Annotated in this window: 10 protein-coding genes and 1 pseudogene; 6 read left to right on the top strand and 5 right to left on the bottom strand. The window is 56.3% G+C overall.

Annotated features, from left to right (window positions below; translation table 11 throughout):
* Positions 1-7 precede the first annotated feature (7 nt).
* Positions 8-625 (top strand): class I SAM-dependent DNA methyltransferase, encoded by a 618-nt coding sequence (locus tag WFP70_RS15785; protein ID WP_337023779.1) that lies wholly within the window; start codon positions 8-10, stop codon positions 623-625.
* Here the strand turns inward: WFP70_RS15785 and WFP70_RS15780 are convergent.
* The 3 genes and pseudogenes from WFP70_RS15780 to WFP70_RS15770 form a co-directional block, all read right to left on the bottom strand.
* Positions 622-774, bottom strand: a pseudogene (locus WFP70_RS15780) (transcriptional regulator); the annotation flags it as partial. The gene WFP70_RS15785 and the pseudogene WFP70_RS15780 overlap by 4 nt on opposite strands.
* Positions 774-2675, bottom strand: coding sequence for an acyltransferase family protein (locus WFP70_RS15775; protein ID WP_337023778.1), 1902 nt, complete (start codon positions 2673-2675; stop codon positions 774-776). The gene WFP70_RS15775 and the pseudogene WFP70_RS15780, both read right to left, overlap by 1 nt.
* A gap of 290 nt (positions 2676-2965) precedes the next feature.
* The gene (locus tag WFP70_RS15770) at positions 2966-3868 is read right to left on the bottom strand and encodes a lipid kinase (protein ID WP_337023777.1); all 903 of its coding nucleotides are present in this window, start codon (positions 3866-3868) and stop codon (positions 2966-2968) included.
* 218 nt (positions 3869-4086) lie between these two features.
* Here WFP70_RS15770 and WFP70_RS15765 point away from each other — a divergent pair, with 218 nt between their 5' ends.
* Both WFP70_RS15765 and WFP70_RS15760 read left to right on the top strand, forming a co-directional pair.
* Positions 4087-4836, top strand: a complete 750-nt coding sequence (locus WFP70_RS15765; protein ID WP_097118823.1) for a YoaK family protein — start codon at positions 4087-4089, stop codon at positions 4834-4836.
* A gap of 75 nt (positions 4837-4911) precedes the next feature.
* Positions 4912-5541, top strand: coding sequence for a LysE family translocator (locus WFP70_RS15760; RefSeq protein WP_337023776.1), 630 nt, complete (start codon positions 4912-4914; stop codon positions 5539-5541).
* A gap of 38 nt (positions 5542-5579) precedes the next feature.
* Here WFP70_RS15760 and WFP70_RS15755 read toward each other — a convergent pair whose 3' ends face one another.
* Both WFP70_RS15755 and WFP70_RS15750 read right to left on the bottom strand, forming a co-directional pair.
* Positions 5580-6038 carry a hypothetical protein gene (locus tag WFP70_RS15755; protein WP_337023775.1) on the bottom strand — a complete coding sequence of 153 codons (459 nt, stop codon included), beginning with the start codon at positions 6036-6038 and terminating at the stop codon, positions 5580-5582.
* Positions 6039-6223: 185 nt separating this feature from the next.
* The gene (locus WFP70_RS15750) at positions 6224-8413 is read right to left on the bottom strand and encodes a TonB-dependent siderophore receptor (protein ID WP_337023774.1); all 2190 of its coding nucleotides are present in this window, start codon (positions 8411-8413) and stop codon (positions 6224-6226) included.
* 276 nt (positions 8414-8689) lie between these two features.
* On the opposite strand from WFP70_RS15750, the gene fes reads away from it, so the two are divergent.
* The 3 genes from fes to WFP70_RS15735 are packed head-to-tail and all read left to right on the top strand — an operon-like array spanning position 8690 to position 18697.
* Positions 8690-10045 carry an enterochelin esterase gene (gene fes / locus WFP70_RS15745; RefSeq protein WP_442956350.1) on the top strand — a complete coding sequence of 452 codons (1356 nt, stop codon included), beginning with the start codon at positions 8690-8692 and terminating at the stop codon, positions 10043-10045.
* Positions 10038-10259, top strand: a complete 222-nt coding sequence (locus tag WFP70_RS15740; RefSeq protein WP_034830344.1) for an MbtH family protein — start codon at positions 10038-10040, stop codon at positions 10257-10259. The genes fes and WFP70_RS15740 overlap by 8 nt, the downstream gene beginning before the upstream one ends.
* 53 nt (positions 10260-10312) lie before the next feature.
* The gene (locus tag WFP70_RS15735) at positions 10313-18697 is read left to right on the top strand and encodes an amino acid adenylation domain-containing protein (RefSeq protein WP_337023772.1); all 8385 of its coding nucleotides are present in this window, start codon (positions 10313-10315) and stop codon (positions 18695-18697) included.
* The last annotated feature ends 24 nt before the right edge of the window (positions 18698-18721 follow it).

The raw sequence follows: 18721 nt of genomic DNA, 5'->3' as shown, positions 1-18721 counted from the left end.
GCAGGCCATGAATCACGAAAAAGAAGCTGACCATATTATTGACCTGTATCGGGAAGGTGCCGAAGTCTGGGATAACCATCGCATTAAGCACTTTATCGAGCAGCACTGGTTGGCGCGTTTTCTGGATCTGATTCCCGCAGGCGGTGAGATCCTGGATGTGGGCTGCGGCGCGGGTATTCCTATTGCGCAGCACTTTTTGCAGCAGCAATTCAAGGTCACGGGGGTGGATGCTTCCGAGCCGATGATTGCCCGCTGTCGGGAAAGGTTCCCACAGACGCAATGGCATATTGCCGACATGCGCACGCTGGCACTCGCGAAGGCTTTCAACGGCATCATCGCATGGGACAGCTTCTTCCACCTGACGCGCGATCATCAACGCGCGATGTTTCCACGTTTTGCTCAGCATGCCCAGAACGGCGCGGCATTGATGTTCACCAGCGGGCACGGCGACGGCGAAGCAATGGGCACTTTCCTTGAACGCCCACTCTATCATGCCAGTCTGGATCACGATGAATTCCGCCAACTGCTGTCGGATAACAGTTTCAGCGTGGTTAATCAGGTCACCGAAGATGCCACCTGCGGTGGCAGGACGGTGTGGCTGGCTCAGAAAAACAAAACTGCTTAAAGCGCAAAATCGACGTGCTGGCCGCCAGGCATATTTACGCCAATCGTTAATTGCCCGCCCAGCGCCTCAACATAACGCTTTAAAGTGGCAATTTTCAGATCTTCGCCGCGCGCTTCAATTGCTGCAACCGACGGTTGAGCGATTCCCATCACCGCCCCTCAATCATCCCCCACATCCCTGCAAACACCCCGCTCAGACTTTTGTTTCCCACTTCCGAAAGGTGGTTATCGTCGCGATACAGCGGCACATTCTCCCTGGCTCCGTAGCAGTAACGGCTGTCACACAATCCCTGCGTGGCATCCAGCAAGGTGATGTTAGGTGAGAGCGCCACGATCTTGTTGAGCATTGCCAGCGCGTCCTGATGACGTGATTGATACTCGGCACGAGATTGCTGAATGGTCAGCACTTTGCCGCGCATCGCATCGCGTGACATGCGATAAATCACGTCATAACCGAATTCCGGCACCGGCGTCATGATAAAAACACGATGATGGCTGGCGAGTTGTTTCACTGCGGCGCCAAAATGCTGTTGGTAGGCGGCGATGGAACTGCCGTCCTGCCTGAAGCTATAGGTCGGTGCGCTGCTGCCGCTTCCATACTCGCCGTGCAGATAAAACGACATGCGATTGATGATCAATACCGATGCGTTGGGATATTTGCGTTCAATATCAGCCATTGCCGCTTTTACAAAGCCACCGCAATCAGGGCTGGCGCGGCGTTGAATATCCGGCACTGAAGGACAGCCAGACTGTGCGATGAACACCACGCCACCCTGCGTTCCCGCGCTGGCCACAATCGAGGACAACATGGCGGCGGCGTGGCTATCACCCAGCACCACCAGATTCACCCTTCTGGCATCGCCAAATACGCACTGTGGTGATGTGAGGCCGCTAAGTACAAAGCAATTTTTAGCCAGCGCAAAGCGTTGCTGTGAATAATGATCGATTGAGGCCACCACGGCGGGCGCGCGCGAAGGGATTCCCGCCCTCGCAACGATCGTCACACCGAACAACATCACCACAGCAGCCTGTCCCAGCGCGATATAGGTTTTCCGGCTGAACCAGCTTTGCCTGTTCTCAACCCAGACGTAAGAAGCCCAACCGGCAGCCAGTGACAATAGGATCAGTAATACCTGGCTGACGAACGTGACCGGCCAGTCCGCCAGATGCCAGAACACCCACAAGGGCCAGTGCCATAGATATATCGAATAAGACGTTTTGCCGATGTGCTGCATCACGCGATGATTTAACCACCGACTGTTCTGTACCCCCGCATGAAGGATCAGCGCGGTGAACATCACCGGTATCAACGTCATGATGCCGGGCCACGCGATATTCTCATCAAATATCAGCGCACACAAAATCAGCGCCAGAATACTCAGTGGTGGAACCCAGCCCTGCCCGCTCAGTCGTGTTTTAGGTGCCAGATAAACTAATCCGCCAACCAGCATTTCCCACGCGCGGGTGGGCAACAAATAATAGGTGGCGGTGAGATGATAATCAGCAGCAACCATCGCCAGCACCAGGCCAAACGACAACAGCGCCGCTATGCTCATCACCCAGGCAAATTGCTGGCGCAGGAAACGCGCGGTGAACATCAACGCCAAAGGTAATAACAAATAAAACTGCCACTCAACGCTCAACGACCAGGTATGCAGCAGCCATTTATATACCGATCCGGTATCAAAATAACCGCCCTGTTTGAAATAGACCACATTGGATATAAAGCTGAGGCTGGAGACCGCATGCTCCGCCATGCGTTGATACTCGTCTGGCGGCATCAGGAAATAACCCATCAACATTAATATTGCGCACAGCACCATTAATGGCGGGATAATTCGCCTGCAGCGCGCGGCATAGAAAGCCATCAGTGAAAATTTCTGATGATTAAGTCGCGAGAGAATAATTCCCGTCATTAAATAACCAGAAATAACAAAGAACACATCCACACCGAGGAATCCTCCGCTCACCTGGGGAAAACCAAAGTGGTAGAGGATGACTAACATAACCGCATAGGCACGCAGCCCGTTTATGTCAGAGCGGAAATTCATTGGGATGATCCCTGAAAGAGGTTTTCAGGATAATGTAAAGATTGTGATAAGGCGCGGCAATCGATGAAAGGTCTGTCATTTCATCGCCATCATACGAGAAATGGAACTGTGCACCCGATGATTTATCTCAAGGTGATCGAATGACACCTCGAATTATCATCAGGTTGTCAGAGGTAAAAAGAGGAACACCTTAACGAACTGATTATTGACTTAAATGAAATGAGTTCAGGATATTCAGAATAGTGGCACACTCTCATCAGCCGATATTAACGTTCCAGCATAGTGAATTGTTAAGGTTTATCTGGTGCTAATACCGCAATTGCCCCCTCAATTAAACGATAGTGCGCAGGCGTGCGGCCAATAATTTCCCCATCAGCATTAATGTCATGCGGACGCCGGGTGTGCAGGCTAAATTGGGTGCCGCTCAACGTACGCACACTGCCCCAGCGACCATGCGTGCCACGGCGCAGCGAGGGAAACAGCGCCTGAATTTGCCACCAGTGACGCACTTCCAGGCTATACGCATCCAGACGACCATCATCGGGTGCTGCGTCCTTCTCTATCGTCATCCCGCCGCCGTAAAAACGGCCGTTGCCCACCGAAAACTGCACCGTTTTAATCGCTTCCTGCTGGCCATCATAATGCAGCATGGCGCTGAACGGACGGCTTTGCCGCAGCAGGCGTAAAGCCGCAAGCGCATAACCCGCTGTGCCCCACTTTTTCTTGGCTGCTGCGGTGAGATTTCGCGCCAGACTGGCGGAGAAGCCTACGCTGGACACGTTCAAAAACAGATGGCCGTTGACTTCACCCAGATCGATACGCCGCGTGTGCCCTGTGACGATGATGTTGATTGCTGCATCCACATTAAAAGGAATGCCTAATGTACGGGCAAAGTCATTGGCCGTGCCGAGCGGTAAAATGCCCAGCGGCAAGCGGGATTGCATCAGCCCTGGTGCCGCTGCATTCAGCGTGCCATCGCCGCCGCCGACAATCACCACATCCACCTGATGCTGATGCGCCAGAATCAATTCACTGTAACTGCGTTCATCATCTTCGTGCGGGGTAATCAGGGAATAGCCTGCTGCCGATAATTGCTGATGTGCCAGATCCGCCCACTGCGCACCACGTCGTGCCCGACGATTGACCAGCAGTAGCGCGCGCCGCTGCTCAGGTTCAGCACCAGAATGGGTCATTTCGATATTTCCCTGAAATTAAATGCATCAGGCCAAAGTAAACAGAGATAACGCAACTGGCAATCTTCCTTAGATATCTTTACACCCATAATAAGATTTATCTATATCTGAAAGTTATTAAGATCCCCTTAAGATTTTTGTGCTTCACTTATTCACTGGCGAACACCAGATTTGACGCATTGCGTTATCACAATACTCTCAATGAGCAAGGGTGAATTATGCTGATAAAACTGAAGCGCACCAGAACACACGTTGAAGATCGTAATCTCGCCCTGTGCCTGGCCACATCAGCGGGATTATTGAACGCCATGGCGTTAGCCGCTTTTGGCTTTTTCCCCTCGCATATGTCCGGCAACATCGCACAAATCTCCAGCGATTTGAATGAGATGGATATACGTAATCTTAAAGTCTTCATTGCCATGATTGGTGCCTTTGTCACCGGTGCGGTGGTGGCAAGGATTTCGGTGGTGCTTGGCGTAATTAATGGGCTACGTACCATATTTAGCTGCATTCTATTGGTTGAAGGCGTTTTATTAATATTGACGTCGCTGTTCGAGATCTATTATTTCTCATCGAATAATAACGCAGAAATATTATTACTACTGGCATTTTTAATGGGTGTGCACAATTCCACCTCGACGCAACTTTCGAACGGCCGCGTACGATCGACCCATATTACCGGCACACTAACCGATGCAGGTATCTCTATCGGTTCGGTATTTGTTGCATTATTACGCCGCGATCCCTCCAAAAACATCCGTGCCTTTAAACAGCAGCTGAATACCCATCTGGTGACCATTTTCTCCTTCCTGACCGGTGGCATTGTCGGCCTGCTGATCTTCAATGCGTTAGGCTTCGGATCGCTGATTGGCCCCGGATTGATTCTGGTGGTGATTGCCACGCTTTCGATTATTTTCACGCTTTATAAAGTGAAGCGTCGCGGTTACGCCAAAGCAATTCCTTCTTAAGACGGAATTAGCAGTAGTCACTCTGCGATGCAGGCGATATAACAAAAGCAGGACAATCTCATCGCAGAGGACGACATGGCGCTTTCACACGAATTAATTTTAATCTACACCACCTATTTTGTTGCCACCGCCAGCCCTGGCCCGAGCAATATGGCGATCATGGGCACGGCGATGAAGAAAGGACGCGGTGCCGCACTGGCGCTGGCAAGTGGTGTGATCAGCGGTTCGATGATGTGGGCGCTGCTGGCAGCCTGCGGCGTGTTAACCGTACTGGCAACCTTTGCTCAGCTCTTGATTGTGCTGAAAATCGGCGGTGGATTATATTTACTGTGGCTGGCCTTTAAGGCGGGAAAATCCGCGTTACGCCGTCCCGATGCGAATGAATTCAGCGCCAACGGCGATAAAGTCGCCTTTGCCAGGCTGTTTCGTCAGGGGATTTTGATGCACGTCGGTAATCCCAAGGCGATTCTCACCTGGGTGGCGATCATGTCGGTAGCACTGAAACCGGATGCAGCGGCCTCAACTTTGCCGATGATCATCGCCGGATGTGCCACGATCTGCGTGCTGGTGTTTTGCGGCTATGCGCTGTTATTCTCAACTGCGGTGTTGGCGGCATTTTATCGCCGTATCCGCCGTGGGCTGGATGCGCTGCTGGCCTGCTGCTTCGCCGTTGCGGGATTGAAACTGGTGTTTAGCCGGAATTAAACGGGGGCGGTGCTGGCAAGCGCAGCACCGCTTGCAAATCAGGAGTTGTTTGGCGCAGCGGCCTGCGTTTCGCTAAAGGTCGGCTTCTGACGCGTCACCGAATAGACCACGTTTTTCGGGCCTTTGGTGTCGGTGGTCACATCCACCGACGCGATGGTCACCCTGCCAAATCCGAACAGCGTCTGCACGTAACCACCGATCTGGTGTTTACCTTCAGCAACGCGAATCTCTTTATTCTCGCCTTTCTGCAACAGCCCGGCATCCTGACCATCTACCGTCACGTAAACGGATGAGCCGTCATCAGTGCGGGTGACCAAATGCGATACGTTAATCACCGTAGGGCCACTTTCAAACTGCGAAGGAATGTTGTCATTCTCGATGGGGGCAGCGGCTGGAGCGTCAGCTTGCGCGGTAGCGTTGCTGTCTGCGGCGTGGCGTGCACAACCGGTAAGCATGAGTGCGGCCGTCAGAGCGGCCAAAGTGAAACGCGAAAACATCGTGACGAAAAACCTTTTGCTAAATGAGAAGCGATTATTTTAGCGTGCCTCGCGGAGTGATGACAGTCACACAAATCCAGTATTTTCCGAAAACCTGTCTCCAGGTGTTTCATCTGCAGGAACACAGCACGGAATGCAAATGGGTAAAACCAGGGCACCCGCAAGGACGCCCTGCCTTATCACGCTTACCAGCTGTAGCTGACAGACGCCACAATCGAACGACCGCTGCCGTAGAAGCATGCGCTGGTGTTGCTGCATGAGGCAACATAGTGCTTGTCGGCCACGTTGTTGACGTTCAACTGCAGCGTGGTGCCACGCAGTGAGTTAGCCGCTTCGCCCAGCTCATATTTCGCCATCACGTCATACAGCGTGTAGTGCGGAACCTTGTCCTGACCGATGGAATCCGCCCAGGCGGTGCCGGTGTAACGCACACCGCTGCCGAGCGTCAGACCGTTCAGCGCACCACTCAGGAAGCTGTAGCTGCCCCAGGCAGATGCGGCATGGCGCGGAATGCTGGAAGGCGTTTTGCCAACCTGCGCAGCGGTGTTGCTCTCTTTGGTTTCCGCATCGGTAAAGGTATAAGCCGCCATCACCTTAATTTCAGGGGTAATTTGCGCGTGCGCTTCCGTCTCGATACCTTTGGACTTCACCTTACCGATCTGCTCGTTGTAACCCAGTTCGCTGTTGTAAGAGGTGATGTTTTTCTGCGTGATATCAAACGCGGAAACGGTGAACACCGCATCCCAACCCACTGGCTGATATTTGATACCGATTTCCGTCTGCTCACCGGTGGTCGGTGCGAACGGATCGCTGCCCGGCGCACCGGTACTCAGGTTCGGTTCGAACGAGGTGCTGTAGCTGACATACGGCGACAGGCCATTATCAAACGCATACAACAGACCGGCACGGCCGGTGAACTTGCTGTCATTTTGCTGAGTGGTGGTGTTCTCAATGCGGTCCTGCGTGCGCACTTCTGACCAATCCTGGCGACCGGACAGCAGCAGATTCCATTGATTCCATTCCAGCTGATCCTGCAAATACACGCCAACCTGATCGAGCTTTTTGCGCGTGCTGGTGTTCAACGCCAGATCGCTCTCATTGATCGTCACGCTGGTCGGATTCGCCCAGTCGAGAATGTACTGATCACCGCTGTCGCGCCACAGTTTGTTATCGACATCGCTCCATTTGTAATCCAGCCCGCCCAGCACGGTATGCGCAACGTTGCCAGTATCGAACGTTGCTTTCACCTGGTTATCAATGCCCAGTTCTTTGGACTTGATTTTGTCATGCTGCGGACGGCGGTTGATCTGATGGTCACTGCCATCCACATCGAAGGTATAGACCAGGTATTTGTACGACTCATCCATGTTGCTGTAACGCATATTCTGCGTGAAGCTGATGTTGTCGTTAAAGTTATGCTCGAAGATGTAGCCAACAGAAGTCTGCTCGCGTTTCGCTTCGTTAAAGCTCGGATCGCTGACGTTGAAATCGTAAGGAATGTAGCCCGCGCTGGTGTTAAACAGCGTGCCGTTGGCAGGCAGGAAGTTACGATATCCGGCCTTTGGCTCGTTTTGATACATCGTCAGCAAGGTGAAACTGGTGTCCGCGTTTGGCAGCCAGGTCAGCGCGGGGGCAATCGCCATGCGCTGCTGTTTGTTATCTTTCACGAACTCATGTTTGGTGCTGGCGATACCGTTGAGACGATAAAACAGCGTGTTGTCGTCATTCAGTTTGCCGCCGAAATCAAACGCCGCTTCGCCCAGATGCTGATTACCAGTGCTGAGCTGAACTTTATGAATGCTCTGCGCGGTTGGGCGCTTGCTGGTCATCGCGATGATACCGCCGGGGTTCACCTGGCCGTACAACACCGATGCCGGGCCATGAATCATCTCCACACGCTCCAGCAACCATGGGTCGATCTGCCCTGCCGCGCCAGCCTGGCCGGATAAGCCATAGCTCAAGCCATCGAGGAATTTCGGTGCATAGCGGAAACCACGCGCGATGATTTCATCGTTACGGTTCGAGTTGCCACGGTAGTTGGTCAGCACGCCGCTGGTGTAGCTCAGAGCATCCGCTACCGACGGCGCTGCCTGATCGTCCATCTGCTCACGCGTAATCACCGAAATCGATTGCGGGGTTTTACGCAGTGGGGTCGAGGTTTTCGTTCCAGCAGCGCTCTCTTTCGCCACATAGCCTAGCAGCGGAGACGTCACGCTTTCACGCGTATCTGCATTCACGGTGATGGTCTCTTCTGCCGCGACGCTGAAAGTGGCAGGCGCCACCAGCAGAATTGAGGCCAGTGACAGGTGAAGACGGGAGAATCTGAACGGAAGTGCCACAGCAGGTATTGCTAAATTTTTTGCTTTAACGGACATAGTTGCCATCTCTATTTCAAACTGCCTTGTCGATGAAATAATCCGTCCATTCCCCTTCACCCAACGGCGAAAGCTGTAACGGATTGAAATATAACTTCCTCTGATAAAACTCGGCCCTGAATCCCCCTTAAAAGCCTATTTCAGAATAATCATCTGAAAAATAGGGGATTTATTCGGCGCAAAAATAATATTGCAAATGTAAATCGTTATCAATAGCATTTGCATTACGTTTGTTAATGTAAAGTCTTTGAAGAAAATGTGGAGAGAGATTGCAGGATGTTTCTCAGTGACGCAGAACAAATGACGCAAATCTGGTTGCCCACTGGAACAGTTACCCAGTGGTTACAGCAGGACGATCTCGGCAGCCATCGCTGGTGGGAACAGCTTCATCAGGCGGGTACGCCGGTGATTGAGCATGAGGCAGATGGCGAAACGCGCATGCATTTCTTCTGGCGCGATCCAGAAGGCCGTTCCGAGTTATCGTCTACCAAAAAGGTTTATATCGATATAAACGGCGTCACCGATCATCACAGCCAGGCGCCTGAATCCCTTGTTCGCGTCGGCAACAGTGATGTCTGGCATTGGTCGACGCAGATCGAATCTGACTGGCGTGGCAGCTATAGCTTGATCCCGGTGACCGCTGAGCATTTGCCCCCGCTGTTCTGCGGCAGTGACGAAACCTGCCGGGTGCTGCAACGCAAATGGTGGATTTCGCTGATGCCACTGGCGATCCCCGACATGCTTAATCCTTCGCCCCCGTTTCTTAGCAGCCGCCGTTTTGCGCTGAGTAATGCGCATATGCCCGACGCGCCGGATCAATCTGCCTGGCAACAGTTGGATGCCGGATTGGCCGACACCTGGCCAGATGGCCTGCAAACTTTGCAGTGGCACAGCGATCTGCTCAACGTCACGCGTCACGTCTGGCTTTACACCACCGGACAGACTGCGCAACCGGATCAGCGCCCGCTGGCGATTCTGCTGGATGGGCAGAATTGGGTATACGGACAGCCGATTTTCAGCGCCCTCGATCAGAGCACCGCAGCAGGTGAACTGCCGCCTGCCTGCTGGTTATTTATCGACGTGATCGATAGTCAGCATCGCGAGGTTGAGCTGCCCTGCAATGAAACCTTCTGGCAGGCGGTGCAACAGGAACTGTTGCCGCTGGCGCGCCAGCATGCTGCGTTTAGCAATGATGCCAGCCGCACGCTGGTGGCCGGTCAAAGTTACGGTGGCCTCGCTGCGCTGTACGCCGGTCTGCATTGGCCGCAGCGTTTTGGCCGCATCCTCACGCAATCCGGCTCGTTCTGGTGGCCGCACCTGCAATACATCCGTGATTACGCTAACCGTGAACGGCACGCTCCGGGTCTGCTGTTGCAGCGCTTACAGGACAACGCCCTGCCCGCTGGCAAGTTGAAGATTTTTCAGGAAGTCGGCGATCGCGAGCAGGACATGTTGTTCGTGAATCAACAAATACGTCCCGCGCTGGAAGCCGCTGGACATGAACTGTTTTTCCGCTGCTACGCCGGAGGGCACGACGCGCTGTGCTGGCGCGGCGGCTTGATCGACGGCTGCCGCTGGCTGCTGGCCGATCTTCTCTCTGACCCAACCTCAAAAGGTAACCCCCATGTCTGAACAACAAAATCCGTTTGATAACGACGCGCTCGATTTTCTGGTGCTGATCAACGCGCGTCAGCAATACAGCCTGTGGCCCGCATTTGCTCAGGTGCCTGCGGGCTGGCAAAACGTGGCGGGTCCGCTGCCGCGTGCCGCAGCGATTGAGTACATCGAAACACACTGGCAGGACATGCGACCAGCGACGCAACAGACGTCGTCCAGCGCACATTAATTTTTCGCTTTTTAACTTTTCCTTTTTCGATTTTTTTAGACGGGAACATTCCTTTGGCATCGTTAATCACGCATTCACCTGCGTATCCTTTGGTGGCGGCTCAGCCCGGCATCTGGATCGCTGACGCTATTGCGCAGCAGCGCAATCAATTTACCGTGGCGCACTACAGCGTGCTGCACGGCGACATCAACCGCGCCGCCCTGGACAGCGCCATCCGCCAGACGATGGCGGAAGCCGATACGGTGCAGGCACGCTTTGGCCTCGATGAAAACGGGAATCCCGCGCAATGGTTTGGCGCGCAGGCTCTGGTGCTGCCGGAGTGGCATGACTTCAGCCAGCGCGCGGACGCCACCGGTCAGGCGCATAAACTGATGCAGGCCGATCTGCGCGCCGAACTGGCGGCCGACGGTGATAAACCGCTGTATCGCCACGTGTTAATGCGCGTGGGTGATGGCAGCTGGTGGTGGTATCAGCGTTATCACCATCTGCTGGTTGATGGCTTCAGTTTCGAAGCACTGACGCAGCGCGTGGCGGCCATCTATGCCGAACTGTGCCGTAGCGAGGAACCCTCACTTTCACCCTTCACGCCGTTTAGCGAGGTGATTGATGAGTATCAGCAGTGGCAGGCATCCCCGGCGTTTGCCCGTTCCGCCAGCCACTGGCAGACCTATGCGGCTGACCTGCCCGAAACTTTAACCCTCTCCAGTGAAAGCGTAACGGATGCTGGCGATCGTCCGATCAGCTGCCACGTCGCGCTACCGGAGTTGAAAACGTTGCGCCAGCACGTGGCGTTCCAGGATTGCAGCGAAGGCGATATTGTCAGTGCCCTTCTGGTGGCTTATCTGGCGCGCATTAGCGACAACTCGCGCTTAGCGATTGGCTTTCCGTTTATGCGCCGCATGGGCTCAGCGGCACTGACGACGTTGGGGCCGGTGGTCAACGTGCTGCCGCTGATCTTCGACATCCCTCATCACACCGATTTAGCCGCGCTGGTGCAGCAGGTACAGGCGGAAATCCGCAAAGCACGCCGTCATCAGCGCTATGAAGCAGAGCAACTGCGTCGCGATCTTGGGTTGGTCGGCAGCAGCCAACAGCTTTACGGGCCGGTGATTAACGTCAAGGTCTACCATGATGATCTGCAATTCGATGGCATTCCGGCGGCGACCCAAACCTTAGCCATGGGCCCGGTCGATGATATCGAGTTTGAAGTGGGCTTCCGTGATGGCGCATTGCAGTTAACGCTGGTGGCTAACCCGACGCGCTACGACGCGCAAATGTTACAGCGTCACGCCGATCGCATTCGTCATCTTCTCATGCAGTTCGCTGCAGAACCACAAGCCACCCTCGATACGCTTTCGATCATTGCTCCGGACGAACAGGCTGATTTACAGCGCTGGTCCACCGGCCCGAAAATCACCCCGCCAGCGGGGGCGACCACTATCGTGGATATGCTGCTGCAACGCACGGCACAAAGCGCTGACCTGACGGCAGTCGTCTGCGGCACACAGTCACTGACGTATCGCCAGCTGACCGACCGCGCCATGCAACTGGCACATGCCTTGATGGCGCGTGGCTTACAAGCAGACGACGTGGTGGCGATCGGTATTCCGCGCTCGGTGGATTCGCTGGTCGCCATCTTTGGTGTGCTGGCGAGCGGCGCGGCGTATATGCCGCTGGACCTCGACTATCCACGCGAACGTCTGGCACTGATGTGTGACGATGCCCAACCCGCATTATTGCTGACTCACTCCACGACACTGGCGCAGATGCCAGCCCTTTCCGCACTGTGCATCGATCAGCTGGAGAGCGAATTGGCGTCACAGCCGACCAGCGTACCGAGCACCCTGCAGTGCGGTGACGATCTCGCCTATATGATCTACACCTCCGGATCCACCGGCCGGCCAAAAGGGGTAATGAGCACGCACCAGGGGCTGTTGAATCTGTTCCTGTCACACCGCGAGCATCTGTTTGGACCGGCGATTGACCGTTTCCACGCCAGCAGTCCGCGCCGCATGCGCGCCGGTCACACGGCTTCGTTCTCGTTCGACTCTTCGTGGGAACCGCTGTTCTGCATGCTGATGGGCTGCGAGCTGAATATCTTCGACGAAGAGCTGCGCCGCGATGCCTGGGGTTTGATTCAGCAGATGAACGCGGTGCCGGTCGATCTGCTGGACATCACGCCGTCATTCTTCTCTCAGATGATCGACAGCGGATTACTGGAAGAGGAAAACCACCGCCCTGCGTTTGTCATGATTGGCGGTGAAGCGGCCACGCCGACGTTGTGGAAACTGATGCAGCAACAGCAGCAGATGGAAATCCACAATTACTACGGCCCGTCTGAGTACACCATTGATACCCTCGGTGCCAGCGTGCTGGCTTCCCCGCAGCCGGTGATTGGTCGCCCGGTGGGCAACAGCCAGGTTTATCTGCTCGACAGCCAGTTGCGTCCGGTGCCGATTGGCTGCACCGGCGAACTCTATATTTCCGGAACCGGCATCGCGCGCGGCTATCTGCGCCGCCCGGATCTGACAGCCGCCCGCTTTGTGGCTAATCCCTTCCGCGAAGGCGAGGTGATGTATCGCAGCGGCGATGTGATGCGCTGGCGTCATGATGGTCAACTGGCGTTTATCGGGCGCGTGGATCACCAGATCAAAGTGCGAGGTTTCCGCGTCGAACTGGGTGAAATTGAAAACGCGCTGGTGGCGCTGCCCGAAGTCAGTACCGCAGTGGTGATTGCCGAAGTGATGGGCGCCACTCACCGTCTGATTGGCTACTGCTCAGTGCAGGATGATGTCCTGCGCGCCGATCCGCAGCTCAGCAACCGCTTGCTGGCGCAGTTGGGTAGCCAGTTGCCGGACTATATGCTGCCAGCCGTGCTGATGGTGCTGGATGACCTACCACTGAATGTGAATGGCAAAATCGACCGCCAGGCACTGCCGAAACCCCATCAGGCTCAGCAACAGCAAAGCCGCGCGGCGCGCACCCCGCAGGAAGCGTTAATTTGCCAGGCGATGGCCAGCCTGCTCGGATTGGAGAGCGTCGGCGCGGAGGATGACTTCTTCTCACTCGGTGGTGACAGCATTTCGGCGATGGGCCTTAGCACCGCCGCTCGCCGCGCTGGTTATATGCTGCGCCCGCGAGACATTTTTGCCGAACGCACCGCCGCACGTATGGCGCAAGATCTCGCCCTGCTAACGCAACACACTCAACATGCCCGCGTGTCGCAACAGGGCGCAATTGGTGGTCTGCCGATTCTGCACTGGTTCCATGCGCAGGCGGGCATCAACGCGCGCTTCGCTCACGGCGTGCTGCTATCGGTGCCACCTGAGCTGCAACTTTCGCAGCTGGAACAATTGATTGAGCAGCTCGCCAGCGCGCATCCAGCCCTCAACGCCTTCACGCGTGATAAGCAGTTAGTGGTGGGCGAATCGCTCTCTGCGCGCCCTGCGCGTTGTCGTGTTATCGAAGTGTCAGCATGTGACCAGGCCGCCGATCAGGCCTTCCGTGACGATGCAGCACGCCTCGATCCGGCGACAGGATCATTGCTACAGGCAACCCTGCTCCAGACACAAGGTGCAAGCTGCGGATTGGTGTTAACGCTGCACCATCTGGTGGTGGATGGCGTGTCATGGCGAGTATTGCTGGATGAACTGCAACAGGCCGGTGATGCACTGCTAAGCGGTACACCGATCACGTTGCCTGCCGAAGAGACCTCACTGCATGACTGGTCCGCTACGCTGCTGGCTAACCTGGCATCACGCGCCAGCGAAATGCCGTTCTGGCAACGCATGCTGGAACAGCCGCTGCCGGCGCTGGGTGAGCGAGCCTTAACGGGTAACGAGCGTGTCTTGCATCAGCGCACCCTGCTGGATGTGGCCACCAGCTCTGCCTTGCTACATACCCTGCCGCAGCAATTCCGTGCCACCAGCGAAGAGTTACTGCTGACGCTGCTCTCACTGGCGCTGCGCAGCATGAACGGCAGTGCGTTACAACGCGTGACGCTGGAGTCACACGGCCGTGCCGAGTTGCACGATCATCAGGATCTGGCGCGCACGGTGGGCTGGCTGACAGCGGAGTTTCCTCTGCTGCTCGCCCTGCCTGCTTCGGCCGACCTCAATGACAGCGTGCGCGCGGTAAAATCCGCGCTGCGTGCCGTGCCGGATCGCGGCATCGGTTATGGCCAACTGCGCTGGCTGGATGCCCACCGTGGCATTACATTGGCGAAACTGGCCGCCGACCATGCGCCACAGGTGCTGTTCAATTATCTCGGCCGCTTCACTCAATCCGCCGGTCACTGGCAGCCTCAGCGGACCGCGCAGCAGTTCCGCGACACTTTTGCGGTGATTCAGGACGATGCCATGCCGTTACAGCACGCACTGGAACTCAACGTGTTTGTTGATGACCAGCAGCTGGCGCTGAACTGGAGCTGGGCGGAGGGCGTCTTGCATGCCGATCAGATTGAGCAACTGCATCAGGCCATCGCTCTGGGTGCGCAACAGCTTTACCACTTCGCAGAGCAACAGCCACAGCAGGCCGCCAACACGCTGGTCGCTGCGGAAATCAATCTTGAAGGCGTTGATGATGCGCTGCTGCAACGTTTGCGCGCACGTCACGGGGCCTTTAGCCACGTCTTGCCGCTGCTGCCGTTGCAGAAAGGATTACTGTTCCACGCGCAGACCAGTGGCGCGCAAGGCAGCTATAACTCACTGACGCGATTAACCCTCAGCGGTGATGTGTCGGTAGCATCGGTGCAGCAGGCGCTCAACCAGGTGTTGCAGCGCCATCCGCAGCTCGCCGCCAGGTTTGATAGCGAACTCAGTCTGCAACCTTTGCAGTTGCTGCCGGAAGGCGATCTGCATTGGCCGCTACAGGTGCTGGAAGTCGAGGATATTGACGCCACTGAACATCAGGCGCTGTCACAGGATCTGTTCCGGCAGCCGGTGATGTTGCAGGCGACGCTGATCCCGCATCGCCATGAAGCACGCTGGACGCTGCTGCTCAATGCGCATCATCTGGTGGTGGATGGCTGGTCAACGCCGGTGATTTTAAACGATTTACTTAGCGCATTGCGTCAACAGCCGCTGGCCGCCCAACGCACCCATTATGCCGACATCGTGCGCCAGCTTAGCCAGCGTGATGAGCATCAGGCTCGCCAGCAGTGGCAAGAATGTCTGCGCGACGTGCGGCCCACATTGCTATATCCCAATGCCGCCGAGAGTGCTGTTCAGGAAAAACGCATTACGCTGGACGCCTCGCTGGAGCGCGAACTCTATGCGCTGTGCCGCACTCGCGGATTGACCCTCAACACCGTGATGCAGGGCCTGTGGGGCATGATGTTGTCGATTGCCAGTGGTCAGCAGGACGTGATATTTGGCGCACCGGTTTCCGGTCGTTTCGGCCAGATTGAAGGGATCGATCAACATGTCGGTCTGTTCAGTAACACGCTGCCGGTGCGCGTGCGGTTTGATACTCAACGCCCGTTGCTGGAGCAGTTAGCCGCGCACCAAAATCAGCAGATCCAGCTGATTGAGCAGGATTGCCTTGGACTGGCTGAAATCCAACAGCTGGCGGGTGCGGGTACGCTATTTGATACCCTGCTGGTGGTGGAGAACTACCCTGATAATCAGACATTACTCGACGCCAACGCGAAGGTGCGCTGCGACGCGATCCACAACCGCGGCTATACCCACTACCCGTTAACGCTGCTGGTGCTGCCGGGTGAACAGTTGACGCTATTAATGGAATACCGCGCCTGCGTCACCGATGCCGACCGTCTGGCTGAACGCCTGTTGCTGCTGTTACAGCAGCTGGTGACCACACCGGATCTGCCGTTAACGCAGTGGCGTTTGCAAACCCTCGCCGAGCAATCGCTGCTCGAGTGGGTCAATAACACCGGCGTGCAGCTGGAAAATGAAACCCTACAACAAGCCATCGCCCAGCAAGCCGCACGCACACCGGACGCGCTGGCGCTGTGTGATGTTGAGCATCAGCTCAGCTACCGCGAGATGCAGCGTCAGGCCACATTGCTGGCCGATCGACTGATCGAAGCGGGCGTGATGCCAGGCGATATCGTTGCCGTTGCCTTGCCGCGTTCGGTTCGTCTGAGTATTGCCCTCACTGCCATCTTGCAGGCGGGCGCAGCCTGGTTACCGCTGGACATTGGCTATCCCGATGAACGTCTGGCGTACATGGTGGACGATGCAAGACCGTGGGTGGTGATCACCGAATCGGCCTTGGAAAGTCGATTCGCCAACTTTGGCACTCTGATGATGTTCGATCGCCTTGCCAGTGAGCAGAGTGTGGCACGTCATCCATTGCCTAAACCCGACGCGCAGCGACCGGCTTATGTGCTTTACACCTCAGGTTCGACCGGCAAGCCAAAAGGTGTGGTGGTCAATCAACGCGCCATCGTTAACCGCTTACGCTGGATGCAGGCCAGCTATCCATTGCGTAGCGACGACGTGGTGTTGCAGAAAACGCCGTGCAGCTTTGATGTTTCGGTGTGGGAGTTCTTCTGGCCATTGATGACCGGCGCACAGCTAATGATGGCGCCGCCGGATGCCCATCGCGATCCACAGGCGCTGTGGCAGTTGATTGACGATTATCAGGTCACCACCCTGCACTTCGTTCCGTCGATGCTGGCCGCCTTTGTCGGGCATGTCAGTGCGCAAACCGATCGCGCCTGCGCTTCACTGCGCCGCGTATTTTGCAGCGGAGAAGCGCTGGCCTGCGATCTGGCGCGCAGCTATCAGCAGGTGATCGCCGCTCCACTGCATAATCTGTACGGCCCGACCGAAGCCGCCGTGGATGTCACCTGGCAACCCGCCAGCGGCAACGCGCTCGAAGGCCTGAATGGCCCTGGCGTACCGATTGGTCGTCCGGTGTGGAACACCCAATTGCATATCCTCGATAACCTGCTGCGCCCGGTGCCGGTCGGCGTGCCGGGCGATCTTTATCTCAGCGGCATCCAGCTGGCAGATGGCTATCTGCATCGTGCCGATCTTACCGCGCAGCGCTTTATTGCCGCTCCGTTTGCTGATGGCGAACGTATGTACCGCACCGGTGATATCGCCTGCTGGCGTGAGGATGGCGCCGTAGAGTATCTGGGGCGCAGCGACGATCAGTTAAAGATGCGCGGACAACGTATCGAACCGGGTGAAATTGAGCAGGCGCTGGTGGCATTGCCGGGCGTGGCGCAGGCAGTCGTGGCTGCGCGCAATTTGACACAACAGGCGGCGGCGGACGTCGATAATCGCCAGCTGCTCGGCTGGCTGGTGGCTCAGCCTGGCGTGGCACTGGACATCGAACAGGTAAAACATCAGTTGAGCACTCGCCTGCCCGCCCACATGCAGCCGGTGAGCTATTTGCTGCTGGACGATTTGCCCCTCAGCGCTAACGGCAAACTGGATCGTAAAGCGTTGCCGTTGCCGCAACGCAGCACGCAGGCTGGCCGTCTGCCGGAAACGCCTCACGAGCAGATTCTGGCAGAACTGTTCCAGCAGCTACTGGGATGTGAGCAGGTGTATGCGGACGATGATTTCTTTGCGTTGGGCGGTCATTCCCTGCTGGCGATGCGACTGGCAGCAGAAATGCGCCGCCGTGTAGCGCAGCCGGTGAGTGTCGGACAGATCATCGCCGCACGCAGCGTGGAGAAACTGGCAGCGCTGTTGTCAGGCGATGCCAGCGACAGCAGCGGCAACGGGGAACTGCTGCCACTGCGTGCCGGTCAGGGGCCGACGCTGTTCTGCATCCATCCGGCATCGGGTTTCGCCTGGCAGTACAGCGCGCTGCTGCACTATCTCGACGGCGATTTCCCGATTGTGGGACTGCAATCACCGCGCCCGGCGGGTGTTATCGCAGCCTGTACAAGTGTAGAAGCCATGTGCGATCGCCATCTGGCTGTGATTCGCGAGCAGCAGCCGCATGGGCCTTATTTCCTGCTGGGCTACTCGTTGGGCGGCACGCTGGCACAAGGCATTGCGGCGCGTCTGCAGGCCAATGGCGAAAGCGTGGCCTTCCTTGGTCTGCTGGATACTTACCCGGCCGAAGGACAGGACTGGCGCACGCCCGATGCTGAAGAGGCGGAGCAGGAAGTGGCGCGGGAACAGGCCGAGTTTATGGCTGCTACTGAAGATGAGCGCGATCCCCTGTTACGTGCCGAGAAAGCCGCGATGTTTAGCACCATCGTCGCCAACTACAAGGACGCAGTCGCACGGCTGGCGGAAGCGCGTACGCCGCGTTATGCCGGTAAAGCCACGCTGTTTATGGCAGAGAAAACCCTGCCTGCCGAAATGGATGTGCCTGCGACCTGGAAACCATTTGTTTCAGACCTGGAAATCTGGCCGCTGGATTGCGAGCACGCTGACATTTTGTCTGCCACCTCGCTGAAAGTGCTGGGTCCGCTGATCAACCGGTTGCTGACGGCAACTCGCTTATAACCCGGCCCTCGGCCAATGAATGTG

The organism is Pantoea sp. USMM079 (assembly GCF_037153115.1).
GTDB lineage: Bacteria > Pseudomonadota > Gammaproteobacteria > Enterobacterales > Enterobacteriaceae > Pantoea > Pantoea communis.
The sequence above is the reverse complement of the archived record's forward strand: the minus strand, read 5'-3'. Positions and strand labels throughout refer to the sequence as shown.

Coding starts and splice junctions, on each gene's coding strand:
- WFP70_RS15760 (WP_337023776.1), top strand. CDS start 4,912: ATGGCGCTTTCACACGAATTAATTTTAATCTACACCACCTATTTTGTT.
- WFP70_RS15740 (WP_034830344.1), top strand. CDS start 10,038: ATGTCTGAACAACAAAATCCGTTTGATAACGACGCGCTCGATTTTCTG.
- WFP70_RS15775 (WP_337023778.1), bottom strand. CDS start 2,675: ATGAATTTCCGCTCTGACATAAACGGGCTGCGTGCCTATGCGGTTATG.
- WFP70_RS15750 (WP_337023774.1), bottom strand. CDS start 8,413: ATGTCCGTTAAAGCAAAAAATTTAGCAATACCTGCTGTGGCACTTCCG.
- WFP70_RS15765 (WP_097118823.1), top strand. CDS start 4,087: ATGCTGATAAAACTGAAGCGCACCAGAACACACGTTGAAGATCGTAAT.
- WFP70_RS15755 (WP_337023775.1), bottom strand. CDS start 6,038: ATGTTTTCGCGTTTCACTTTGGCCGCTCTGACGGCCGCACTCATGCTT.
- WFP70_RS15785 (WP_337023779.1), top strand. CDS start 8: ATGAATCACGAAAAAGAAGCTGACCATATTATTGACCTGTATCGGGAA.
- WFP70_RS15770 (WP_337023777.1), bottom strand. CDS start 3,868: ATGACCCATTCTGGTGCTGAACCTGAGCAGCGGCGCGCGCTACTGCTG.
- fes (WP_442956350.1), top strand. CDS start 8,690: ATGTTTCTCAGTGACGCAGAACAAATGACGCAAATCTGGTTGCCCACT.